General features: G+C 62.6%; 13 protein-coding genes. 5 read left to right on the top strand and 8 right to left on the bottom strand.

The annotated features are described in order from the left end of the window. Window positions 1-156: 156 nt before the first annotated feature. The gene (locus CWO89_RS13015; RefSeq protein ID WP_130579000.1) at window positions 157-870 is read right to left on the bottom strand and encodes an STN domain-containing protein; all 714 of its coding nucleotides are present in this window, start codon (window positions 868-870) and stop codon (window positions 157-159) included. 522 nt (window positions 871-1,392) lie between these two features. Between CWO89_RS13015 and CWO89_RS13010 the strand changes: the two genes are divergently transcribed. The 4 genes from CWO89_RS13010 (at window position 1,393) to CWO89_RS12995 (ending at window position 10,113) form a co-directional block, all read left to right on the top strand. Continuing rightward, window positions 1,393-5,334: an AAA and adenylate/guanylate cyclase domain-containing protein gene (locus tag CWO89_RS13010; RefSeq protein ID WP_130578999.1), complete on the top strand. Its 3,942-nt coding sequence runs from the start codon at window positions 1,393-1,395 to the stop codon at window positions 5,332-5,334. Between the two features lie 237 nt (window positions 5,335-5,571). Further along, window positions 5,572-7,371 carry a thiamine pyrophosphate-binding protein gene (locus CWO89_RS13005; protein WP_130578998.1) on the top strand — a complete coding sequence of 600 codons (1,800 nt, stop codon included), beginning with the start codon at window positions 5,572-5,574 and terminating at the stop codon, window positions 7,369-7,371. Window positions 7,372-7,398: 27 nt separating this feature from the next. Next, window positions 7,399-9,072: a flavin monoamine oxidase family protein gene (locus CWO89_RS13000; protein WP_130578997.1), complete on the top strand. Its 1,674-nt coding sequence runs from the start codon at window positions 7,399-7,401 to the stop codon at window positions 9,070-9,072. 15 nt (window positions 9,073-9,087) lie between these two features. Continuing rightward, entirely contained in the window at window positions 9,088-10,113 is a 1,026-nt protein-coding gene (locus tag CWO89_RS12995) for a 3-oxoacyl-ACP synthase (RefSeq protein WP_130578996.1), read from the top strand. A 770-nt stretch (window positions 10,114-10,883) separates the two neighbouring features. Here the strand turns inward: CWO89_RS12995 and CWO89_RS12990 are convergent. The 7 genes from CWO89_RS12990 to CWO89_RS12960 all read right to left on the bottom strand — a co-directional run bounded on the left by CWO89_RS12990 (window position 10,884) and on the right by CWO89_RS12960 (window position 16,698). Beyond that, entirely contained in the window at window positions 10,884-11,750 is an 867-nt protein-coding gene (locus CWO89_RS12990; RefSeq protein WP_130578995.1) for a shikimate dehydrogenase, read from the bottom strand. Continuing rightward, a complete protein-coding gene (locus CWO89_RS12985) occupies window positions 11,737-12,555 on the bottom strand; it encodes a sugar phosphate isomerase/epimerase family protein (RefSeq protein ID WP_130578994.1) in 819 nt (272 codons plus the stop codon). Before CWO89_RS12985 ends, CWO89_RS12990 begins: the two co-directional genes overlap by 14 nt. Next, window positions 12,555-13,211: a hypothetical protein gene (locus CWO89_RS12980; RefSeq protein WP_130578993.1), complete on the bottom strand. Its 657-nt coding sequence runs from the start codon at window positions 13,209-13,211 to the stop codon at window positions 12,555-12,557. The genes CWO89_RS12985 and CWO89_RS12980 overlap by 1 nt, the downstream gene beginning before the upstream one ends. A 25-nt stretch (window positions 13,212-13,236) precedes the next feature. Beyond that, a complete protein-coding gene (locus tag CWO89_RS12975) occupies window positions 13,237-13,725 on the bottom strand; it encodes a type II 3-dehydroquinate dehydratase (protein WP_130578992.1) in 489 nt (162 codons plus the stop codon). 34 nt (window positions 13,726-13,759) lie between these two features. Continuing rightward, complete coding sequence (locus tag CWO89_RS12970; protein ID WP_130578991.1) at window positions 13,760-15,040, bottom strand: TRAP transporter large permease; 1,281 nt, start codon at window positions 15,038-15,040, stop codon at window positions 13,760-13,762. 61 nt (window positions 15,041-15,101) lie between these two features. Beyond that, window positions 15,102-15,611: a TRAP transporter small permease gene (locus CWO89_RS12965; RefSeq protein ID WP_130578990.1), complete on the bottom strand. Its 510-nt coding sequence runs from the start codon at window positions 15,609-15,611 to the stop codon at window positions 15,102-15,104. 70 nt (window positions 15,612-15,681) lie between these two features. Further along, entirely contained in the window at window positions 15,682-16,698 is a 1,017-nt protein-coding gene (locus CWO89_RS12960) for a TRAP transporter substrate-binding protein (protein ID WP_130578989.1), read from the bottom strand. A gap of 273 nt (window positions 16,699-16,971) precedes the next feature. On the opposite strand from CWO89_RS12960, the gene CWO89_RS12955 reads away from it, so the two are divergent. Continuing rightward, window positions 16,972-17,607: a GntR family transcriptional regulator gene (locus CWO89_RS12955; RefSeq protein WP_207234471.1), complete on the top strand. Its 636-nt coding sequence runs from the start codon at window positions 16,972-16,974 to the stop codon at window positions 17,605-17,607. Window positions 17,608-17,615 lie beyond the last annotated feature (8 nt).

Below are 17,615 nucleotides of genomic sequence, written 5' to 3'. Positions count from 1 at the left end.
GCGCCGGTCTGCCGCCCGGTTGAGCGAACCGGTCTGATCAATTCACTCGCCATCCTGGGCGGACTTCACCACCACTACGCCCGCGTTTAGGTTTTCGATACACACCGGCATATCCGGTTTCCAGCAGCGCTCGCAACGTGGCACGCGTCGTCTCTGTCATTTGGTATGCCGCCCCGGTAGCGAGCAGTCCGGCGGCTTTTCCTCCGAATGCGGCAGCAACACCACTGTGATCGGCTGAGGCAACTCCGCCGGAGGCACTGCAAGCATCGCCGACCCGAGCAAATCCGTGATCGCCGCGTCACGACCACGATCTCCTGTCGAGTTGAGAAGATGGGACGCTTGGACGATCCCGTTCGACCCGATCCAAAGCTGCAATCCCAGCCGATAGCTGCCCGGTTGGCTCTCAGGACGACGGCAAAAAAGCTGCGTCAAGGTCTCTTGGAGGTCTGAAAAATAGGCTTGACGAATGGCGGTCGGCACTGCCGCGCTACCGTTCGCGGGCTCCGACGTAACCGTCCTGTCAATTGGCGCCAAAATGAATGCGGAGCTACTACCGTAGCGGATCGACAGGTTGGTGCCCGCCAGCAAAATCCGCAGGGCTTGATCGGCCGTCAATCGTCCTTTGACGCCAGCGGAGCGCTGCACCATTGCCAGTTGCTGTTCGACCAAGCCCGCCATGCCAGTAACCACTGAGTAGGCGTCAAGTGCTTGGGCAAGTGGCTGGGCGGGGATGTCGAAAGTGATGAACTTGCTGGATCCTCTCGATCTTTCCTGTTCGGCGGACGATGTCCTCGCGTTTCCCATCAGGCAAATGCTCAAACAAGCGCACAAAAGATGTGCCCGCGGCCCCAGCCCGGAATTCTCGATCATTGACGCTATGCATTGCTCTAGGGGACGATTGTTCGCCAGGTCGTCCCAAAGAATGCGGCTATCGCAAGACTGCCAGCGAGCAAGGATATCGAGTTTTGCTCTATAGGGACGAAGTGTGACAGAAAAGCAAAAAAGGTTCCTGCACTTGCGGGTGGAGAGACGCCAACCGCGGTCCGCCTGGCGCCAGGAAAATCGCCTTGGCTGAATGAACGGGGCCTTCGCTCGAGCAACGGCTCGCTCTTCGGGACCGGCACGATCCATGAGATTGTCGACGAGCCGGACTTGCACGGGTGTTCGCCGCTTCGATGAATTTAATCGCGAGCGCGATGGCGAACGCTGGCGGAGGTTCGCTGCGTCGCGGAATCGCCGGAGCCCCGTTTTGTTATTGGCGCAGCCCTGAGGCGCAAGACCCGATCTCTGCGAAATGGCGCCCAAAACGTGAAAAGCGACCCGTCGCCGATCAGTAGCCTTCAGGCAACGAGCGAGGTAGGATTAGACGCTGGGGGTTGGGGGACGGCAGGGATGTTGGAGGAAGTCGCCTACGAGGCACGGCTTGTCGAAAGCTTTACGCCGCCGCCGCTACGCCTCGCCGCTTCTGGCGCCACGACAGCCGCGGATGGCGACAGGGCGCTGCTGTGGCTGGACGTCGTCGGCTTCACCCGTATCACCGGCCATCTCGTGGAAACCGGGCCGGCCGGCATCGAACAGATGGCTGTCGTGCTGGAGCGGCATTTCCATACGCTGCTCGGCAACATCGTCGCCCATGGCGGCGAGCCGTTCATGTTTGCGGGTGATGGCCTGCTCTCGGGCTGGCGATGCAGCGAAGCTACGCCTCGCGAGGCCGTGTTGCGCGCCGCCGCCTGCGGCCAGGCGATCCTGTCCTCTCCAGGCGCCGCATTGCCTTCGGGCGACACGCTGCAACTACATGCGGTCCTTGCGCTCGGCCCCTCTCGCACGACCGAGGTCGGCCACGCCACCGACCGCTTTCACGTGACGGTGGGGGGCGGGCTCGCCGATCTTCAGGCGACGAGCGTCAGGCGTGCCGCCGGCCGTCTGTTGCTGTCGCCGGCCGCGCGCGCGGCGCTGGGAGATGCGGCCGAAACAGTGGAGGACGAGACCGGCGCCGTCATCCTCGCCGCGCTGAACAGCGCGCCAGCACCGGTGCCGCTGGTGATACCGCCGCTCTCGCCTTCGAACCGTGAACACTTCGCGCCGCTGGTTCCGCTGCCGATCCGTAGTCACCTGGGGCAGCGCTATCTCGATTGGGCCGCCGAGCTTCGCCGCGTCACCGCCGTGTTCATCGCCCTCGCCGACTTCGATCAGGCTTCCCCCGACAGCCTGCAACAGCTCGAGTCGGTCGCAGCGACGGTCGGCCCGGTCGTGCGCCGGCACGACGGCTTCATGCATCAACTCCGGGTCGATGAGAGCGGCGCGAACCTTTTCGTGCTGTTCGGCATCCCGCCCGTCGCCCATCCCGACGATCCCGTCCGCGCCGTGCGCTGCGCCATCGATCTCAGGGACGCCCTGCGCGGAATGGGCCGCCGCTGCAGTCTCGGCGTCGCCACAGGGCGCGTTTTCTGCGGCTTGATCGGTAACGACATATTCCGGGCCTGGACGACCTATGGCGAGGCGATCAACCTCGCGGCGCGGCTGAGAAGTTCTGACATCATCCAGTGCGATCATGCCACCTATCGGGCCGCGCACGAAGCCATCGCCTTCGACCCGGTCGGCTTGCGCGGCCTGCGCGGTCTGAAGCCCGCCGTTCAGGTGTGGACGCCGCAGCGCTCCGAGCGCGCTGAGGCGCGCGTCCCCATGCAAGGCAGGGAGCGGGAGCTCGCCGAGCTGTTGGCCGCAATCGAAGCCGCCGGTGAAGGCGCCGCGCGGCTTGTGATGGTCGAAGCGGAAAGCGGCATGGGCAAATCCCGCCTTCTCGCCGAATTCCACCAGCGCACGCTCGCCTCGGGCGTCGTCCTGCTCAACGGCTACGCCGATCGGATCGAGCGCGACGTGCCCTATCGTGGCTGGCGCGATGTTCTGGCGCGTCTTCTGGATGTTGATCTGGCCGCGTCGGATACGGCGCAGCGTGAAGCCGTGTTATCCGCTCTCGGGCCGGAGTTCGCGGCACAGGCCGCGCTCCTCAACGTCGTTTTTCCGCTCAACCTGCCTGAGACGGGCGATCTGCAGGCGGTCCCGCTTCCACAGCGGGCTCAGTTGCGCCTCGCTTTGCTGGTCGATCTCCTGCGTCGTGCCAGCGCCGGGCGGCCGCTCCTGGTCTCGATCGATGATGCGCACTGGCTGGACGAGGAGAGCTGGCTATTGGTCGAAGCCACGATCCGCGACGTGCGCGGGCTTTGCCTGGTGCTGGCCATGCAGCCGCTCGAGGACGACAGCCGGCTGGAGCGGCTTGCGGATGAGGGAGCGCAGCGGCTTCGCCTGGGCGAACTGTCGGACGAGGATCAGGAACGCCTCGTGCTGGCCCGGCTCGGCGCGGAGCGGCTCACCGAGGAACTTTCGGCGCAGGTGCGCGGCCGCGCCCGCGGCCATCCGTTCTTTTGCCTGGAACTGGCGCAGGCGCTGCGCGACGACGGGCTGATCGAGGTAGTGGAAGGCGTCTGCCACATCGTGCCCAGCGGCAGTATGACCGACCTGCCCATGCCGGACTCGGTCCAGGGCACCGTGATGCGCCGTATCGATCGCCTCGCCCCCGAAAGCCAGGTCACGCTAAAGGTGGCAAGCGCGGCAGGCCTTCGCTTCCCGACCCTCCTCGTCTCCGAAGTCCATCCGACCGCACGTGGCGAGCAGATGACGGTCGCGCGTCATCTCGCGCTGCACGACCGCGTCGGTTTCCTGCTGCCCGACCAGGTCGACGAGCGGGAGGGCTACGCCTTTCGTCACGGCATCATCCGCGACGTCGCCTACGAATCGATGCTCTATGCCCAGCGTCGGCAATTGCATCGCGAGATCGCGCTTTGGAACGAGGATGCCTCCGCCTCCAACAGGTCCCGCGTCTATGCGCTGCTGGCCTATCATTGGGAGGCCGCTGGCGAGACCGCACGGGCCACGGACTATCTGCGGCTCGAAGCGGAGCGCGTATTCGGCGCGGGCCTCGTCGGCCAGTCGATCGAGATCGGCTTGCGGGGCGCGCGGCTGCTCGGCAGCGACCTGCCCACCGACAGAGGGGCGCTGCATGCGGCCATCGGTCAGGAATTGGAAACAATCGGGAGATTGCTGGACGGCCGTCGGCCCGATGAGCTGGCTGGACTGCCGCCGCTCACCGATGAGCGGGCTGGTCAGCTCATTCACCTCCTGCTCGTCCTTGCGCCCTTCGCGCATCAAAGCGAGCAGGTCGAACTGTTTGCGTTGATGGGATGCAGGTGTCTCCGCCTCACCCTCGAATACGGCAACGGCCCGCTCGCCCCCGACGTCTACTCCATGTACTCGGTCGTCTATGGCGCGCTGACCGGAGACCGCGATACCGCCGCCATCTGGAGCCGTGTCGGCCTTGCCTTGTTGAAGGGAGAGCGGGGCGCCGGCTTCGCCCGGTGCAGCTTCATTCATGCCTGGTTTCACAATCACTGGGTCGCGCCGCTCGGTGAGGGCATCGCATTGGCAGACGCCGGCAGCGAGGCGGGGCTCGGCGACAACGAGGTGATCTACGGCTGCTTCAACTTGTCGGCGTCCGTCGTGCTGCTGGCTGCCGCCGGCCGGCCGCTCGCCGAGGTCATGGAGCAGGCGCGAATCCGCATCGAGCGCAACGGACAGCGTGTCCTCAATGCGTATTATCATCTGGTATTCGAGCTGCAATTCGCGAAAGCGCTGGCCGGCTTGACCTCCGCGCTGCCCGTGCTCGGTGATGCCGAATTCGATGAAGTCCGCGATATCGACTCTGTCGTCGACACCAATCTCAGCAACCAGATCGGCTACTATTTCGTCACAAGGCTGAAGCTGCACCTGCATGCCTGCGACTGGTCGGGCGCTCTGGAATGGGCGGCGCGCGCGCATCCGATGCTTCCCTATTTCGGCGGACAGGCGGCCGAGTTCGAGCTCTCGCAATATCGCGGCCTCGCCGCGGTGGCCGCCGCTGCATTTGGCGCCGCAAAGGAAGGGCTAACGCACCTCCAGGAGGGACGCGATTGTCTCGAGCGGCTCCGGGGCTGGGAAGCGCGCAATCCGGCCGTGTTCCGTCACAAGGCCGATCTGCTCGATGGCCTGGTGCAGGCCGCGATGGGCCGCGACGGCGATGCGGCGCGCCTGCTCGGCCGTTCGGGCGAAGGCGCTGCCGCCGGAGGCTTTCTTCAGGATGCCGGTCTCGCGCACGAATATCTCGCCCGCTGCCGGCGCCTGGTCGCCGACAGGGCCGGCGCTACCGCATCGGCGCTTGCGGCGCGCGAGATGTTTCGCTCCTGGGGCGCGGATGCGAAGGTCCGCCTTCTCGAAAAGGAATTCGAATTGCCGCCCACCTAGCTGACCGATTTTTCGGACTTGATTTTCTCACTTAATTCTCCCGCCTGGCACCCGACCTGCGTCATCGACCTGTCATCTGGATAAGAAAATATTTTGATTGTCGGAACGAACAGGGCTGGTTTCCATAGGGACTTACCTAGTAAACTTAACATAGCCTGAAGCGACGGCACAATTATTAGTTGTTAGCCGGGGCCGCGGCTGAACCGCAGAAGCGGGCTCCGCGAATGGGGGAAAACGATGCCGGCATCAACGAAGCCTAGCGTTGCGGATCAGCTCCTGGACTATCTGGCCCTCGAGCATGCCAAGACAATTTTTGGCGTTCCCGGCGCCGGCGTCATGCATCTGCTCAAGCGCATCCATGACCGCGACGAATTCACATACATCATCACCCGGCACGAGACCGGCGCCGCCTACATGGCGGACGGATATTATCGAGCGACCGGAAAACCCGGCGTGGTGCTGGTCACCAGCGGTCCGGGCGCGACCAACGCGCTGACCGGTACCATGAACGCGCAATTCGACGGCTCGGCCGTGCTGACGCTCACCGGCGAAGTGCCGGAGCAGTTCTTGGGCCGCGGCTATCTGCAGGAAGGCACCGATTGTGGGCTCAATGTGCGCGACATCTATGCCGCCGCCACGCGCTACAGCGCCGATATCGCCGATGCCTCGAGCATGCCGATCCTGGTCGAGCAAGCGCTGCGATCCATGCTGTCGATTCCCCGTCGTGCCGTGCACCTCAGTATCGCCGACAACATCGCCGCCGCCGACGCTCGAACGGATCTCTACGTCTCCCCGCGGCCCCCGAAGAGCCCGGAAGCCTATCGTTGCCTGCCGGAGGGCGCGCCCCAGCATGGGGTCCGCCGTGCGCTCGAGGTGCTGAGCTCGGCGAAGCGCCCGCTCATTCTGCTCGGCAATGGCTGCTGGGAGGCGCTGCGCGATCCAGCGACCGCGCGGGCGTTGCGGTGCCTGGTCGAATGGTGGAACATCCCGGTCATCACCACCTCGGACGGCAAGGGCGCATTTCCCGAGACGCATCGGCTTTCGCTGCGTGCCTACGGCTTCGCCGGCTGCCTCTGGCCACAATACTGGATGATCGACCCGGCAACCAACGGCGCGGCGCATGACGCCTTGCTGGTGATCGGCTCCTCCCTTGGCGAACTCGCTACCTACAAATGGAATCCGATGCTGGTGCCCAAGGGACCGTTCCTGCAGGTCGACCTCGACCAGTCGGTGATCGGCCGGGGCTTTCCGGTCACCGATGGCATCGTTGCGGAAGCGGGCGCCTTCATTCGCGCGCTATGGGATCAGGCGCCGGCCTTCCCGCACGATTCCGCCGCCGTCGCGGCGCGCGGCAAGGAGATCGCGGAGATCAGGAAAAACCATTCGCCGGTCGTTTCACCCCCGGACGCCGCACAGACGCCGGGAACGCTCCATCCGGCGGCGCTTTGTCAGTTGCTGAACGACCATCTGCTACAGAACGAAGAGCTTCCGGGCGCGATGGTATTCATCGACAGCGGCAACTGTGTCGGTTGGTCGATGCACTACATGGTCGTGCCTGAGGGGCGGGAAATGCATAGCGCACTCGCCATGGGCCCAATGGGCTTTGCGGTCTGCGCCGTGGTCGGTGCGCGCTATGGCAGACCTGATCGGCTCTGTGTCGCACTGGTCGGCGATGGCGCGCTGCTCATGCATCTCGGTGAAATCAGCACAGCCGCCGAGAACAAGATCGGCGCCATCTGGGTCGTGCTCAACGACAACGACCTGAACATGGTTTCCCAGGGCATGAACGCATTCCTTCCTGATCCCGTTCCGTTTTCGTACCCCCTGGGCAACCCCGACCTGCGCAAGGTTGCGGAAGGTCTTGGCGCCGAAGCGTATGACGTCGAAAAGCCGGCCGATTTTGCGCCGGCCTGGGAAGCGGCGCTGCGCGGTGCTGCTGCCGGACGGCCACAGGTGATCGTCGCGAAAGTAGATCCGAAGGCGGCGCCGCCATATTGGAGCAAGCCTTACTGGCCCACGACGGCGACCGCCGATTGAATTGACGGCTTCGAGGGGGCGAACCAAATGCAGCAACAACCGGATCTCGATATTGCGATCGTCGGCGGCGGCGTCGGCGGCATCTATACCGGCTGGCGATTGATGACGTCGACGCTTGGCGATGGCCTGGCGGCGAAATGGGCCAGGGAGCGCGGTGGCGCTCTCAAGGTGACGCTGTTCGAGGGCAGTGATCGCATCGGCGGCCGGCTGCTCTCCGCCCGCTCACCGCATATGCCCGACACTACCGCCGAGATCGGCGGCATGCGCTACGTCAGCCCCGCGCAAACGCGGATGAAAGACCTGGTCGAGAACGTACTCAAGCTGCCGACCCATCAGCAGGTCGTGGACGTCGCAAACAACATTGCGTTCCTGCGCGGCCATCTTCTGCGCACTTCACAGCTCGGCAACCCGGACGTGCTCCCCTACTGGTTCGACCCAGCCGAGGCCAAGTGGCTCGCGGCCCAAACGGGTGCCAGTCCGGCGGAGCTGATCACGCGGGAATTGATCAAGCTCATGCCGGAGATCCCCGACAAGCTCAAGAGCGGCCAGCTCCGGCAATACCTGCTAGACCAGACGATCGACGGCCTGCCGCTGTGGCAGCACGCATTCTGGAACCTGCTGGCCAAGTATATCAGTCCGGACGGCTACAACGCTGCGCGCACGACCGTCGGCTATGACTGCCTGGGCGGCAACACCAATGCGCTCGACCTCATCACCGAATATTTCGATTTTGCGCAGGGTGTCGAGTACCGGATGGTGAACGAGGGCTACGAGGCGGTGCCCTGGCAATTGCAGCAGAGGTTCCACGACGCCGGAGGCGAAATCGAATTCAACTGCTGGCTGGATGGGTTTGTTGGCGTCGAGCTCGCCGACGGATCGAAGGGCGTACAGCTTGATTTGCGCGATGGCCGCAAACTGACCGCGCGCGCCATCGTGCTTGCCATGCCCCGTCGCGCGATCGAATTGTTGCGGCCGGAGGGCGAGGTACTTGACCCAAGGAACACCCAGTTCCGTCACGACCTCGCCTCGGTCCGCGCGATTCCGCTGTTCAAGTGTTTTCTGCTGTATCCCGAGAGCTGGTGGCAGGCGGCAGGGGTTTCCAGCGGTCGATCACTCACCGACCTGCCGTTGCGGCAGTGCTATTATTGGCCCGTCGGGTCGGACGGTGTTGGCGTGCCCAAGCCCAGCGAGCCCGGCCTCGTGATGGCTTATGACGACCTCCTGAACGTCGACTTCTGGGCTGGCCTCGACACCATCGCGAACGTGCAAAGGGCCGGCCTGCAATTAGGCGCGCCAGTGCTGCGCGCGCTGCCGACATTCAACCGGGCTCCAAGTCCGCCTATGTCGTCACTTCAGACGGACGAGTTCTCCAAGAGGCTGCTGGCGAATTGGGAGGCACACAAGGCCACTCAGCCGATGGTGGACGAACTGCACCGCCAGCTCTTGCAGATGCACGGCATCGAGAGCGCGCCGAAGCCGACCGATGCCGCCTATATGGACTGGTCGCGCGATCCGTATGGCGGCGGCGTGCATCTCTGGAACGTGAATTACAACTCGGCGGAGATGCTCAAACACATGACCCAGCCGGTCGCGAACTTTCCCTGTTACATCTGCGGTGAAGCGTACTCGACCAACCAGACATGGGCCGAGGGCGCGCTGGAGACTGCCGATATCGTCCTGCATCGTCTCGGCTTGCCCTGATCCGGAGTGGCCCGCATGACTGAAAGCTGCATCGGCATTATCGGCATGGCCCAAAATCTGCCGACTGACATCCGCACCAACGATGACAGGATCTTCGATTGGCTCCGCGAGCACCATCCTGACGGACAGGGTCTATTCACGGGCTATGACAAACGCCACGTGCTGGCCGAGGGCCAGACCGTGCTCGATATCCTCGTGCCGGCTGCACGCGCAGCGATTGCCGATGCTGGCTTGGACATCAGCCAGATCGACATCGTCATGGGCTGCCTCTCTCCGAATACCTATTTCGTACCGCCGGATTTGTTCGCGCTGACGAGAGATCTGAAGCTCTCGGAAAGGACGCTGACGATTCCGCTGGCAAATGATTTCAGCAATTTCAATGTCGGAGTGGCACTGGCCGACGCCATGATTCGCGCCGGACGTGCGCGCAACATCCTGGTCGCAATCGGCGGCGGCTGGACAACCATTATGGATTACCACACGCCGCAGTCGGTGAGCGCGGCCGACGGCGCGGCCGCTGCGGTGGTGGGCGTGGCAGCGCCGGGGCAGCAACCGCGCTGGCGTCTGGTGGATACCGAAGTGATCGCCCAGGAGCAGAATTTCGGCGATATGTTTCTGATCGGCGACCGTCGCCAAGTGCGGTTTGAACCCGGTGCTTCGGACCCGAGTCCGCAGGCCCAGGACTGGACCGGTCCCTACTACCACGTCACCGAATCGGGTCTGAAACATTTTGGCACCTTCGGTGGCCAGACGGCGCCGCACGCCGTGAGCCGCCTCCTGCAACGCCAGGGCATCTCTTCCAAAGACGCTACCCTGACTGGCCACCAGGCCTCGCAAACATTGCTGGATGTCTGGCAAAAGACGCTGGAGCCCGGCGCGACGTTCTTTACGCTCGCCGAAAACGCCAACATGACCGTCGCAAACATTCCCGTGAATCTGTGCCTGATGCAGGGGAAGGTGAGCACACCATGGGTGGTGGCACTCAGCCTCGCCGGCGACATGCACGCCCACGCCATGCTGCTGCGCGCGCCGGAGAAGTGAGACGGCTTCAGAAGGAAGTCGCTCGCTTTCTCCAAGCGCGAAGACGTCGCGTCGCCTGACATGAAAAAGCGCGCCGACGACGAGCTGTTTCTGCGATCGAAAAAAGGACTTGGTTGCAGGGAGGCGCAACCACCGATACCGACATTCTTTTCGAGTCGCGAGCTGACCGGGTACGACGCCTGCGTCCCGAACGCAGTGAGTATCTCTAAGCTATTGATATTTCTTGATGTGACAGTCGCGTCCGTCCAGTTTTGTTCACGATCGTTTCACCCAATTCGTTGCGAATTGCGGCGTTCTTGGAGAAGAACGGGGCTCAGTGAAGCATAGCCACCTTTGGATGCAGGACGGGATCTCCAGCCGAGGCTAGCTGACCTCAGGGGGCCATAGCGTGTGTTGGGGGCTGTGCGCGCTAGGACCGACGTGTCGGGGGTTCGAGTCAGTGGTCCGCTGCATTGCGAAACCCACTATCGCGGGAGTCCTGTTTTGGCGGGCAGCCCAGCTCGCTGGGAAGGATTTTTATGACCTGCCGGAAACCGCCGCTTGTTCGAACCCCTGGCTATGTTCAATCCTGGAGGCGCAACCATCTCAAGTTGCTATTTCAGGTGGTGGTCTGACCGAAAATTGGCAACGGAGCTTCGGCTGAACTGGTGATGATCTTCATCCTGGCCTCGATACCTCCGGCGATCATAATCGGCTCGACCAAGGCCGCGTTGCGCGCCCAGGCCGCGCCAGCCGAGCACGCGGAGATGAAGTAGGCCGCAGCCAATTATTCAAGACGATGGCCGGTAGCGTTTCGCAATCACGGCGTCGAATGCATTTCCCATCTCGACGACCGACGGCCTTAATCCGGTAAACAATTCGAAGGCGTCCGCGGCCTGGTAAATCGCAAGGTCACGCCCGGTCATGACCTCGGCGCCTTTTGCCTTTGCAGCTTTGAGAAGTGGCGTCCAGAGCGGCCAATAGATCGCGTCGGCCACCCACAGGCCGCGATGCAGCAAGACGTCGGGCACTGGCGAGCCGCGGTCCGGCAACATTCCCACCGGCGTTGCATTGACCATGCCCACGGCGTCGCGCAGCGCCTCCTCGACGCTTCCAGCGGTTCGCGTCGGCTGATCGCGCGGCAACCGTGCCGCGAACTGCTCAGCCCTGGCACGGTCAACGTCAAAGATGACGAGTTCGGCAACGCCGCGAGCCGCGAGCGCGAAAGCGATCGCTTTGCCGACGCCACCGGCGCCGATCAGGGCGACCACGCCCCGCGAGGAGGCGGCCGAAAAGTGGCCGATGGCGCGCTCGAAACCTGTAGCATCAGTGTTGTGGCCCATCAGCCGGCCAGCCTGGACCTTCACCGAATTGACTGCACCGATCGCACGCGCGTGTGGCGACAATTCGTCGAGCAGATCGACCACCGCTTCTTTGTAGGGGAACGTAACGTTCACGCCCGCGAAGCCGAGGCGTCTCACGCCATCGAGCAACGCACGCAACTCCTCGCGGCCGGCTCCCGCCAGCTCAATCAGGTGATAGTGGCAGCGAACGCCCAGGGCATCGGCCGCCTGCTCGTGCATCGCGGGGGACGCCGAATGCGCGATCGGCGCGCCGATCAAGCCGGTGAGAAATCTGCGACGATCAGGATCGATCATGTGCAGCGTCGATCACCCGACGCGCTGCGTCAAGCGCGCGTTGGGCTCGCATCTTGGCGTCGACCGTCTTCTCAAGCCCGGCGGTAGGGACTTCAATGCTGACGACGATATCCTTTGGCATGGCCCGCGTCAGTGCCCGGAGATCGATGCCGCCCTCCCCTGGAAACAACCGCTCATGGCGGGCAGCGTGGATCATCTCTTCGGTCGTCGCCGGCCGTTCGGCCGGGCCGTCGCATAGCTGCCAGTAGTGAAGCCGCTGAACGGGAACGCGGGCGAGTTCTTCGATCAGGCTTTTCGATCGATCGAAATGCAGCGCGTCCACCAATACGCCGGCATTTGCCTGCCCGATCTGTGCGACGATCCGGTTGGCGGTCGCGAGGTCAGGGACATAGGTCCAGGGCATGAATTCGAGATCGGCGGTCAATCCGTAGAGGGCCGCTGCCTGACAAAATTTCGCATAGCGATCTGTAAATCGATCGAGATCGGGATCGTAGGCTGCGACCAGGATATGTTTGGCGCCGAGCCGCGCACCCGTCTCGAAGAACGCGGAGAACGACGCAATCTCGGTGTCCGGGCTGAACGCGACCACTTCGAGGTCGGCAACGGTGATGCCGGTCGCATCCAGCCGAGCGATTGTTTCCTTCAGCTCGGCTTCATTGTCCATCAATGGATAAGCGATGCCGCCCGGGACCGCCGGCAACAGCCGAAGCCCGACGTGATCGTAACCGCAGGCCGCAGCGACGTCGATCAGCGCCGGCGGCGCCAGTTCAAGGACGGTGAGCGCGGCCAGCGAGAACGGCGCCATTATCCAAAATCGGCGATTCGAGCGTCGAGCGCGAACATGACCTGATAGACCTCCGCTTCTCCGATGCCGCTGAACAGGTCCGGCGCCGTTTTCTTCGCCTCGAGCAATGCGCTTTTGAGCGACGCTTCGTCGAGGGCTTCGACGATCACGATTCCGGCAAACAGGCCTTCATCCCTGCGCATCCCCTTCTCGACCGTCGGCACCGAAGTTCGGGCGATATCGGTCACGCCGATCTGCACTGCAGCAATGCCGTCGCAGGCGGCGATCGAATCGGCGAATTGCTGCGGACTTGCAGGCAGTCGTTCGATCCGCAGCGCGACGATCGTGGCGCCCTCGCCACGGCCGGCCCGTGCCGACATCACGCCGCCGCCGCGGATGAAGTTACCCAATTGAGGCATGATCCGCTGCGACCACGGCGTCGGCGCATTGAGCCGCGCCAGATAGGCGGATCCGTCGAGCACCTCGGGCGCCTCCAGTTCGTAGAGGATGAAGAAACGATTGATGTCGCTCCGCTGCGCGCGAAACACGCGAACGCCCAAAAATCCCTTGGTCGTCACCCGTTCGGTGGTGTGCTCGCGCGTCAACCAGTGCCGATAGTCGGTCAGGTTGATTGGCTCGACGTCGCTCCAGATGGCAAGAAAGCCTGCGCCGCGCATTCCGATCTCCTCCGAAACGATAGGTCTACGCTTTCGCCCGCAGGCCGTGCAACGAAGCCGGAATCGCATCCGACAACTTGCCGAGTTTTTGCACCGCAGCCAGAATGGCTGCGATATAGCCGTAAGGGCCGAGGCCGCAGATGACGGCCGTGGAAGCGCTCGACGTAATCGAGTGCCGGTGCAGCTCGTCCCGCGCATGAATATTGGAGATGTGGACCTCGATCTTCGGGCCTTCAAATATCTTCAGGGCATCGATCAGCGCAATCGACGTAAACGAATAGGCCGCCGGGTTCATGATGATTGCGTCGAACGTGCCGTGCGCCGACTGGATCAGATTGACCAGTTCACCTTCCAGATTGGACTGGTGAAACGCGATCGTGATCCCGAGATATTTCGCGATGTCCTGGCAACTCGCCTCGATCTCCTTGAGTGTCGTCGAGCCGTAGATATGAGGCTCCCGAATACCGAGGAAATTCAGATTAGGTCCGTTCAGGATCATGATCTTGGTGGCCATCGCGGCTCCTCCCTTTATAATGCCAAAACGTAGTCTAGCCGCCAAACCATTTTGCCGGGATTGTCACCAGTCCCGGAAAAAGCACCATCAGAAACAGCACGACAAGCTGGGCTATCATGAACGGCCAGACGCCCTTGATGATCTCTTCCATGCTGATCCTGGACACCCCGCAGACGACGTTCAGCACCACGCCGACCGGCGGCGTGATCAGGCCAATGGCATTGTTGATGATGAACAGCACGCCGAAATAGACCGGATCGATTCCCGCCGTCTTGATGACGGGCATCAGGATCGGCGTCAGGATCAAGATCGTCGGCGTCATGTCGAGCGCGGTGCCGACGATCACCACGATCACCATGATGGCGAACATCAACAAAATATTGTTGCCCATGAAAGGCTTCAGCACGTCCACGATCTGGGTCGATATCTCGGACACCGTAATCAGCCAGGACGATACCAGCGCAGCAGCCACCAGGAACATCACGATGCTGGTCGTTACGGCGGCGGAGACGAAGATTTCATAGAGTTGCGACCATTTCAGCTCGCGATAGATGCAGGTCGCCACGAACAGCGAATAGACGGCGACGACCACCGCCGCTTCAGTCGGCGTGAAGATGCCAAAACGAAGCCCGACGACAATGATGGCCGGCAACATCAGCGCCCAGAAGCCGTCGATGACGGCCTTGGCCATTTCGGAGAATGACGCGCGTGGCGGCGGCGTGAGGTTTTCCTTGCGCACCACCCACCACCAGGAGACACACAATCCAATACCAAGCATCAGGCCCGGCACGATTCCGGCGAGGAACAGCTTCGAGATCGAGACGCCCGCGGCGACGCCGAAGATGACGAAGCCGATGCTGGGCGGAATCACGGGCGCGATGATGCCACCGGCGGCGACGAGGCCCGCGGCATAGGATTTCTTGTGGCCGGCGGCCACCATCATCGGCACCAGGAGCGCTGCCAGCGCCGCGGCATCCGCCGCGGCCGAGCCGGACAGCGAGGCTAGAATGCAGGACGCCAGAATGGTGACGTAGCCAAGCCCGCCACGCAGATGGCCGACGGCGACGAGGGCGACGTTGACGATGCGCTTCGCCAGGCCGCCCTTGCTCATGAGTTCGCCCGCCAGCATGAAGAAGGGGATCGCCATCAACGGAAAGCTGTCGGCGCCATTGATGACGTTCTGCGCCACGATTTGGGAATCAAACATCCCGATCGTGCTCATCAGCGCGATACCGCAAATGATCAGCGCGAAGGCGATCGGCATGCCCAAGGCCATCGCGCCGAGCAACGAGAAGGTGAAGACCGCAATGGTCATGCGCTGCCCCCCCGCGAGCGGGTCGGACCTGGATGGATCGTGGGCGGCATGTCGGCGGACATCAGACCTCTTCCGATTCCCTGACGGCCGCCATGTCGGCTTCGCTCGCCCGGCCGGAGGCCACCCGGAACAGGTCGTAAAGCAGCATGATGCCGGCCGAGACGCCGAACAGGACGCCGACGAAATAGAAGATGCCGAGCGACAAGCCCGTCGCCGGCGCGCGGTCATCAATGTTGATGATGGTCTGGCGCCAGCTTCCCACCAGCAGCAACCAGTCGGCAAACAGCATCAAGCAGTAATTGATGATGAAGCAGATCCGTTTTCCCGCGGGCGACAGCATCCGGACCAGGGTATCGACCCCCAAATGCGCGTGCTCGCGCACGGCGACGATGGCGCCGAGGAAGGTGAGCCACACCAACAGCCAGCGCGACAGTTCCTCCGAAATCGTGATCCCTGAATTGAAGCCGTAGCGAAGGACGACGTTGCCGAAAACCAGCACCACCATGACCGCGAGGCAGAGAGCGATGACGCCCTTGAGCACCGCGCAATACAGATCGAGTGTTCGTTCCATGGGCGGTGTCTGGAGCTAGAGTTACGGCAGGGCCAGGTGATTTCGGCCTGCTTTCGCAGATATCGGCGCGTCACTTGATCTCTTTGCGGATGCGCTCGAGCTCTTCGTTGAAGAGTTTTACGGTTTCCGGACGAAGCCCGGCCGAGATCTTGTCGACCACGGGCTGCGCGGCCTTGCGCATGCGCTCCAGCTCTTCCGCCGCCACAGGATTGTACTGCATGCCCTTGGCCTGCAATTCGGCAAGCGCCTTTTCGGTCTGCAGCCGCGTCTGCTCCTTTTGATAGTCGCGGCTTTCGTCGTAGGCTTCGCGCATCATGCGCTGCTCAGCTGCCGAGAGCTTGTCCCAGAAGATCTTGCTGACCAGGATGATGTTCTGGGTGTAGGTGTGGTTGGTGGCGGAAACGTATTTCTGAACTTCGTAGAATTTGTTGGACAGAATGACCGTGTAGGGGTTTTCCTGACCGTCGACGGTGCGGGTCTCCAGCGCCGAATAGAGTTCGCCAAAGGCCATCGGTATAGGATTGGCCTTAAAGGCGCTGAAGGATTCCAGATACACCGGGTTCGGAATCACGCGCAGTTTCAGGCCGTTGAAATCCTCGAGCTTGGTGATGGGAAGCCGGCTGTTGGTGACATTGCGGAAGCCGAGCCCCCAATATCCGAGGCCGATCAGCCCGCGTGGCGGAAGCGCATCGATCATCGCCTTCCCGAACGCTCCTCGGGCAAGGGCCTCGGCTTGATCCGTGGTGCCAACGATGAACGGAAAATCGAGCAGGCCGAATTCCGGCACTACCGTTGCAAGCGAGGTAGTGGACGCCGACAGCATCTCCTGCGTGCCGCCGCGCAGGGCCGACTGCTGCTGCAGCTCGTTGCCGAGCTGAGACGAGGCGAACTCGCGGACTTTCAGCTTGCCGCCGCTTTTGGCCAACAGGATTTCCGCGAATTTCTGCACGCCGAAGCTGACGGGGTGGTCGGTGTTGTTGAGGTGCCCCCAGCGAATGGTCCGCTCCTGGACCTCTTGCGCGAATGCCGCGCCTGCCAAAAGCGCGCCGCAGAACACAGCCGCGGACAGAACTGTAAACAGCCTCATTTCATTCCTCCCTGAATGAACCGGCGCCCGGCCGCAGCTTGTTGCCGCGAACTTTTGTGTCGGCCCGATCTTTTTTCTGGTGGAAACCATATAACGAAATCATTGTCAAATGATAATAATCGAACTATAGGATATTATGTGATTTCTCAGACGAGTATCGATTTGCGGCGAAAGCCGCGGTTCGCGGCTATGCTCGCCAGCGAATCGCCTCAGCCTTCACGGGCTCCAAAAGCGGGATAACCATTGACGATTCTGGAGCATTCACAGTCTCCCATGTCGGCCGGCGACAGCGGCTATCACCGCATCCGCTCCGACATCATCTTCGGCGTGCTCAATCCCTCCGGACGACTCAGGCTCGACTCGATGAAAGAGGAGTACGGCGTCAGCGTCTCGACGCTGCGCGAGATCCTCAACCGGCTGGCGTCGGAAGGGTTTGTCGTTGCCGAAGGCCAGCGCGGTTTCGAGGTCGCACCGGTCTCGATCCAGAATTTGCGCGAACTCGCGCAACTGCGAATCCTGCTCGAACATCACGCGATGACCGAATCTTTTCGGGCCGGCGATATGGAATGGGAAGGCCGCGTGGTTTCGGCCCATCACAAGCTGGCGGCCACCGAGCGCGCTATCCTTACCGCGGGTGACGATCCCGAACTACGCAAACGCTACGACGGCGAATTCCATCAAGCGCTGATCTCGAGTTGCGGTTCGCGTGAACTGATGCAAACCCATGCCGTCGTGTTCGACAAATACTTCCGTTACGCCTTGCAGTATCGCGGCAGCGCCACGATCGGGCAGCACCAGGCGCTGCTGGATTGCGCGCTGAAACGCGACGCTGAGAGCGCGAAATCGATCCTGACCGAGCATATCAACAGCTGCGTTGCCCACGCGCTTTCGCTCGGGACGCTTAAGTGAGCGGACTG

Source organism: Bradyrhizobium sp. Leo170 (assembly GCF_004296405.1).
Classification (GTDB): Bacteria; Pseudomonadota; Alphaproteobacteria; order Rhizobiales; family Xanthobacteraceae; genus Bradyrhizobium.
Note: the sequence above shows the minus strand (reverse complement) of the source record. Positions and strands in the feature narration are given on the sequence as shown.